Raw genomic sequence first — 6321 nt, forward strand, 5'->3', positions numbered from 1 at the left:
ACGCTATTCGCCCGCCGCGATGGACACGGACGCTTCGCTCGTCAGCATCAGGAACGTGAGCGTTTCGCGCAGATAGAGCTGCACGGTCGTGTCGGTATGACTCGTATAGCCGATCGACAAGTCCTGGCCGAGATGCAGCTCGTAATCGCCGCCACGCGTCGAGAGCACACAGCCGCCCTGAAGCGCGGGCGCCCACACGAGATCGCCGCTCACGATGCGCTTGATGTGCTGAATGACCGGATAGCCCTGATCGCTCGCTTCGGCGAGCGCGGTATAAGCATCCGCGCCGAGCAGCACGGAATAGGGTCCGTCGACGCCGGCAAGGCGCAGCTTCTCGAGCGCCTGACTGATCGCGGCGGGATAATCGGCGACGTCCGCGGGGAGATACGTCGGCGCATTGGAGCTGCCCTCGCGGATGCCGGTGATGCCGGCGGCCGCGAAGCCGTCGAAGATCGCGCTGTCTTCCGCGAGCGCCAGTTCGTTCGCGGCGGTCTTTGCGGGTTGCCAGTCGCCATCGTTGGAGCCGCGTTCGACGCTGTCGATCGCTTCGCGCTGCAACGTGAACGGCACGGTGAGTTGCACGAGTTGCTTCACGTCGTATAACTTCGCCGCGACGCCTTGCTTCGGTGAAGCGATGTTCGTCTGATGCCCCGTACCGATGCCCGATAGCGCCGTGCCGCCGGGACTCTTCACGTCGACGACGCGGCGGCCCGCGAGCGCGCGCTTGAACGTGCGCGCGACTTCGGCTTCGATCTGCGACCATGCGGCGCCGGAGATCGGCGCGAGCTCTCGATGCAAGTTATTCATCTTGTGAAGTTCCTTTGAGTGAGCCGATGTTCAATGTTCCTGCGCGGCTATCTTCAGGCGCGTTATCGCTGGCGGAAGAAGTCGCGGCATCCGGGTTGCGGTCGGGAAGTTCGTCGAGCAGATCGTTGGACGGCACGAAGAACAGGCCGCCCGTCACCGCGCGGCTGTAATCGAGCAGGCGGTCGTAATTGCCCGGCGGCCTGCCGACGAACATGTTCTCGAGCATCTGTTCGATCGGCGCGGGCGTGCGCGCATAGCCGATGAAATACGTGCCGAACTCCTTCGCTCCCGGACGTCCGAACGCCATGTTATGCCGAAGGATCTTCACTTCCTTGCCGTTCTCTTCGATCGTCGTGAGCGAGCTATGCGAGCACGACGGCTTGATCGAATCGTCCAGTTCGACATCGGATAACTTTTCACGTCCGATGATCAGTTCCTGTTGCTCGACGGTGAGGCCATTCCACGCATCCAGGTTATGCAGATACTTCTGCACGATCACATAACTGCCGCCGGCGAAATCGGGATCTTCTTCATCGATGATCGTGTAATGCGCGGCGCTCTTTCCTGTCGGGTTCTCAGTACCATCGACGAAGCCCACCATGTCGCGCAGATCGAAGTAGCGAAAGCCATGCACTTCATCGACGACCGTCACTGCATCGCCGAGCTTGTTGAGCATCTGCGCGGCGAGCTCGAAACAAAGGTCCATGTGATCCGCGCGGATATGCATGAGAATGTCGCCGGGCGTCGCGATCGCGCGGCGCTCGCCCGAGCCGAACTCGCGAAACGGATGCAGCGACGCGGGGCGCGGCGCGCCGAAGAGCATGTCCCACGCATCGGCGCTGAAGCCGCATACGCAGGACAAATTCGCGGTCGGCGCGCGCGTGCCGACCGCGCGGACCAGCGCCGCGATGTCGCCGCACCATGAGCGCACGACATCGGCCTTGCCTTCGCCGCGCGCCACGGTGGCGACGATGAAGATCGCGCTTCGGGAAATAGGATCACAGACGGCTTGTGGTTCGGGTGTGTTGTTTGGCATCTGAAAAGATAACCTGAAGTTTCATAGGATCATAAGCTGGCGTATCACTGCTGCGAACCGACGATACACCAAGTTCATGTGATCAATACCCGAAATCGCACGGTTATGTAACATCACGGAGCGCCAAACTTCGTGATCCAATCATCTTCATCGACCGACAGGAGCGACTGTGAAACTGACTGACTTCGATACGCTGACCTTCGACTGCTACGGCACGCTGATCGACTGGGAAACCGGTATCTTCGAAGCGCTGCGTCCGCTGCTGGATCGCGTTCAGCCCGCGCTGACTCGCGATCAGGTGCTCGAGGCCCATGCGCGTCACGAGTCGTCGCAACAGAAGTACACGCCGGGCAAGCGCTATCAGGAGTTACTGGCTATCGTGTACAAGCGGCTCGCGGAAGAGTGGAGCGTTTCTTTCACTCAGGAAGATTGCATGGTCTATGGCCGCTCGATTCGCGACTGGCCCGCATTCCCCGATTCCGCCGATGCCCTTCGATATCTGAAGCAGCATTACAAGCTCGTAATTCTGTCGAATGTCGACAATGAGAGCTTTGCCCATAGCAATGCAAGGCTACAGGTGGAGTTCGACGCAATCATTACGGCGGAAGATATCGGATCTTATAAGCCTTCGCCGCGCAATTTCGAATACATGCTGGAAAAGCTGGGCGAGCGCGGAATCCGCAAGGAAAAGATCCTGCATACGGCCGAAAGCCTTTTCCACGATCACAAGCCTGCGAATGGTTTTGGCCTTGCATCGTGCTGGATTTATCGCCGTCATTCGCAGCCCGGCTTCGGCGCGACGATGGACCCGGGCGTTCAGCCGAAGATCGACTTCCGCTTCAACAGCATGGCCGATCTGGTCGAAGCCCATCAGAATTCGCTTTAGTCGAAGTCGACTTCGCCGCCGCGTCGCAGCGCGTCCAGACGCCGGATCTGCGCGGGCATGATGCGGCCCAGCGACAGCGGCGGAAGGTCGTCGAGACTGAAGAACTCGACGGCATCGGTTTCCACGCCGATCACATTGCCGGTTCCCACGATCTCGCCGAGAAAGACGAGCTTCCAGATGTGAAAGACCGACGGCGGATGCGGGTGCTTCGCCGTATCCCACGCGGCCAGCAGCCGCACGATGTCGACCGTATAGCCGCTTTCCTCACGCACTTCCTTCGCGGCATTCTCCGCAGGCGACAGGCCGACATCCGCCCAGCCGCCGGGAAGCGACCACAATCCATCGGCTGCTTCGCGCACGAGCAGGATGTGCCCGGACTCGTTGAACACGGCGCATCTGACGTCGAGCTTCGGGTTCGCATAACCCGACTCGAATGCGAAAAGCTCCGCCACTTCGCCCGCTTTCATCGATGCGATCTCGGCAAGCTGTTCATACGCGATCGTCGCTATTTCTTCGTAGCGTTCCTTGTCGAATGCGCCGTTCGTATAGTGCAGTCCCGTTTGTGCGAGGGCCAACAGGCGTCGCGCTTGTTCGAGTCGTCGATTCGAGGACATGTTCATTCCTGCGTTTCCATGTATGACTGTGCGGTCGTGAGCAGCGGGTGCTCTAAGGTTCGAAAGAGCGGTGAGTTTTGCTTGCGCCTCGTCGCAACATCGATGCATGCGACGCTTTACCGCAAGCATCTTGCGCCGGACCGTTTTCCGCATTGCGGCGCAGGGAGGCGGCCGCCTGCCGCGGCGAGCGGCAAGCTGGACTGACGGTTTCCTATGGTTTCTCATCGATTCGACGATATCGCTAGCGTTTCATTTTTTCGTCGTCAAGGCGGCAAGATTACTTATACTCGGATCTATGCTCTGGCCCATTACGGTCGGCATAATGTCATCTATCAAAATGACAATCGTAATTCGATCCGTAGCCGCAAAGATATGAGCGAACAACGAACAAAACGAGACCCCGAGGGGACGCGGCGGCGCATTCTGGAGGCCGCCACGGAGCAATTCACGAAGTTCGGCCTCGCGGGCGCGAGAGTCGACGCCATCGCCACGGCCGCGGGCACGAACGAGCGCATGCTCTACTACTACTTCGCGAGCAAGGAAGGGCTCTACGTCGCCGTGCTCGAAGCGATGTACATGCAGTTTTCGCAACGCGAGCAAGGCCTCAATCTGTCCGGCCTGCAACCAGCGGAAGCGGTCCGCGAACTGGCTCATTCGATCTGGACGCATCTGCGGGAAAACCCTCAGTGGCTGAGTCTCATCAACAACGAGAATCTGCACGAAGGCCGTTATCTGGAGCGTTCGAGCCATTTGCGCGAGACCATTTCGCCAGTGGTCGATCTGCTGCGCGCGACGCTCGAACGTGGCGCCGCCGCCGGACACTTTCGTCAGGGCGTCGATCCGCTCGATTTTTACGTGACGCTCGTCGGCATGGGCTATTACATCGTGTCGAACCGCTTCACCATCGACATGTTCACCGGCCGCAATTACGCCGAGCCCGAACGTCAGCACGCGATCGCGGAGATGCATCTCGACATGTTGCTCACCTACCTGCGTCCAACCAACTGACCAACGCGGGTCTGGACGCCATGCAAAAGTTGCATAGCCGTATGCGACAGTAGCATTCACGTTTTTTCTGCCTTCCATAAGATTCCAACCTGACACAAGAAAGCGGCGCATCGACTTCGATGCGCCTGCCATTCCCGAGCGCGCGCGCCGGTTACGACCGATCGTTCGTGCGTCATCCCAAGTCAGGACGGAAATTCATGCTCGCGCCCATCGAACGTATCGAACACGATCTGCTCGGCGATCTCGCCGTGCCCGCCAACGCGTACTACGGCGTGCACACGCTGCGCGCGCTGCAGAACTTTCCGATCACCGGCATCGCCATTTCCGCTTACCCGAATCTCGTCGATGCACTGGCGAGCGTGAAGGAGGCGGCCGCGCTCGCCAACCACGAACTCGGCGTGCTGAGCGAAGTGAAAATGCAGGCCATCGTGCACGCATGCAGGCAAGTGCGCTCGGGCACGGCGCGCGAGCATTTCGTCGTCGATGTGATTCAGGGCGGCGCGGGCACGTCGACGAACATGAACGCGAACGAAGTCATCGCCAATCTCGCGCTCGAACATCTCGGGCATCGACGCGGCGAATACGGCGTGTTGCACCCGAACGAGGACGTGAACCTCGGCCAGAGCACCAACGACGTCTATCCGACCGCACTGAAGATCGCCACGTACGCGGGCATCATGCAACTGATCGAAGCGATGGGCGTGCTGCGCGCATCGTTCGAACGCAAGGCGCTCGAGTTCCGCGACGATCTGAAAATGGGCCGCACGCAGCTTCAGGACGCGGTGCCGATGACGCTCGGCCAGGAGTTCAGCACCTTCGCCGTGATGCTCGGCGAGGACGAAGCGCGCTTGAAGGAAGCGGCGAAACTGATCTGCGAAATCAATCTCGGCGCCACCGCGATCGGCACGGGCATCAACACGCATCCGCGCTACGCGCAGCTCGCGTGCAGGCATTTGAGCGACGTGACCGGCATCGCGCTGACGACATCGCCGAATCTCGTCGAAGCGACGCAGGACGTCGGCGCATTCGTGCAGCTTTCCGGTGTGCTGAAGCGCGCCGCGGTCAAGCTCTCGAAGACCTGCAACGATCTTCGTCTGCTGTCGAGCGGACCGCGCGCGGGACTCGGCGAAATCAACCTGCCGCCGGTGCAGGCCGGATCGAGCATCATGCCGGGCAAGGTGAATCCGGTGATTCCGGAAGTTGTCAATCAGATCGCGTTCGAAGTCATCGGCAACGATGTGACCGTGAGCTTCGCCGCCGAGGCGGGCCAGCTTCAGCTCAATGCGTTCGAGCCGATCATCGCGCACAGTCTCTTCAAGAGCATCGCGCATTTGCGCGCGGGATGCCTCACGCTCGCGTCGAAATGCGTCGACGGCATCAGCGCGAATCGCGACCGCTTGCGCGCGATCCTCGAAAGCTCGATCGGCATCGTGACGGCGCTCAATCCGTATATCGGCTACACGCATTCGACGGAAGTCGCGAAGGAAGCGCTCGTGTCCGGCAAGAGCGTGGCGCAGATCGTCATCGAAAAAGGGCTGTTGAGCCCGTTGCAACTCGACGAAATCCTGCAGCCCGCGATGCTGACGCAGCCGCGCGGCATCGCGTCGGCGGCTTGAGAAGCCGTTTCGCGCCAGCCGGAGTAGACTGTTTTTGCGGTGTGCCTGCCGCGAAAGGAGGTTGCGATGAGATTCGCCGATATGTTCAAGCGCCCGAAACGCGGCGCGACGGCTGCTCCCGGGGACGCGGAGCCTCACCACGAGGAACACGCGAAATCGGTGCAGAAAGAGGCGCGCAAGCTGTGGGACGTCATTGGCCGAAATCGCCATAAGAGCGCGAAGTGGCACTAGCGAAGTGGCGTAGGAAGCGGGGGGGGGGGGCGCCCCCCCCGCCCCCCCCCCCCCAGTCGTCCCGGTCCCCGTGTTGTGGGGCGGGGGGTGTCGGGGCGCCCCCGCGGGGGGGGGGCCGGGTGG

6 protein-coding genes are annotated in these 6321 nt (G+C 61.0%); 3 read left to right on the forward strand and 3 right to left on the reverse strand.

From position 1 onward, the window contains the following. Positions 1–3: 3 nt before the first annotated feature. Positions 4–807, reverse strand: a complete 804-nt coding sequence (locus tag NCS67_RS28880; RefSeq protein WP_008346410.1) for a family 1 encapsulin nanocompartment shell protein — start codon at positions 805–807, stop codon at positions 4–6. After that, positions 800–1843, reverse strand: a complete 1044-nt coding sequence (locus NCS67_RS28885) for a Dyp-type peroxidase (protein WP_033536009.1) — start codon at positions 1841–1843, stop codon at positions 800–802. Before NCS67_RS28885 ends, NCS67_RS28880 begins: the two co-directional genes overlap by 8 nt. Positions 1844–2012: 169 nt before the next feature. On the opposite strand from NCS67_RS28885, the gene NCS67_RS28890 reads away from it, so the two are divergent. Further along, positions 2013–2729 carry a haloacid dehalogenase type II gene (locus NCS67_RS28890; RefSeq protein ID WP_250437607.1) on the forward strand — a complete coding sequence of 239 codons (717 nt, stop codon included), beginning with the start codon at positions 2013–2015 and terminating at the stop codon, positions 2727–2729. Here the strand turns inward: NCS67_RS28890 and NCS67_RS28895 are convergent. Further along, on the reverse strand, positions 2726–3343 hold the full coding sequence (locus tag NCS67_RS28895) for an NUDIX hydrolase (protein ID WP_250437608.1): 618 nt from the start codon (positions 3341–3343) through the stop codon (positions 2726–2728). The genes NCS67_RS28890 and NCS67_RS28895 overlap by 4 nt on opposite strands. Before the next feature lie 372 nt (positions 3344–3715). Here NCS67_RS28895 and NCS67_RS28900 point away from each other — a divergent pair, with 372 nt between their 5' ends. Then, on the forward strand, positions 3716–4351 hold the full coding sequence (locus NCS67_RS28900) for a TetR/AcrR family transcriptional regulator (protein ID WP_008346417.1): 636 nt from the start codon (positions 3716–3718) through the stop codon (positions 4349–4351). A 197-nt stretch (positions 4352–4548) separates the two neighbouring features. Continuing rightward, a complete protein-coding gene (aspA, locus tag NCS67_RS28905) occupies positions 4549–5967 on the forward strand; it encodes an aspartate ammonia-lyase (RefSeq protein ID WP_250437609.1) in 1419 nt (472 codons plus the stop codon). Positions 5968–6321 lie beyond the last annotated feature (354 nt).

Source organism: Caballeronia sp. ATUFL_F2_KS9A (assembly GCF_023630765.1).
In the GTDB taxonomy this organism is placed as follows: Bacteria; Pseudomonadota; Gammaproteobacteria; order Burkholderiales; family Burkholderiaceae; genus Caballeronia; species Caballeronia zhejiangensis.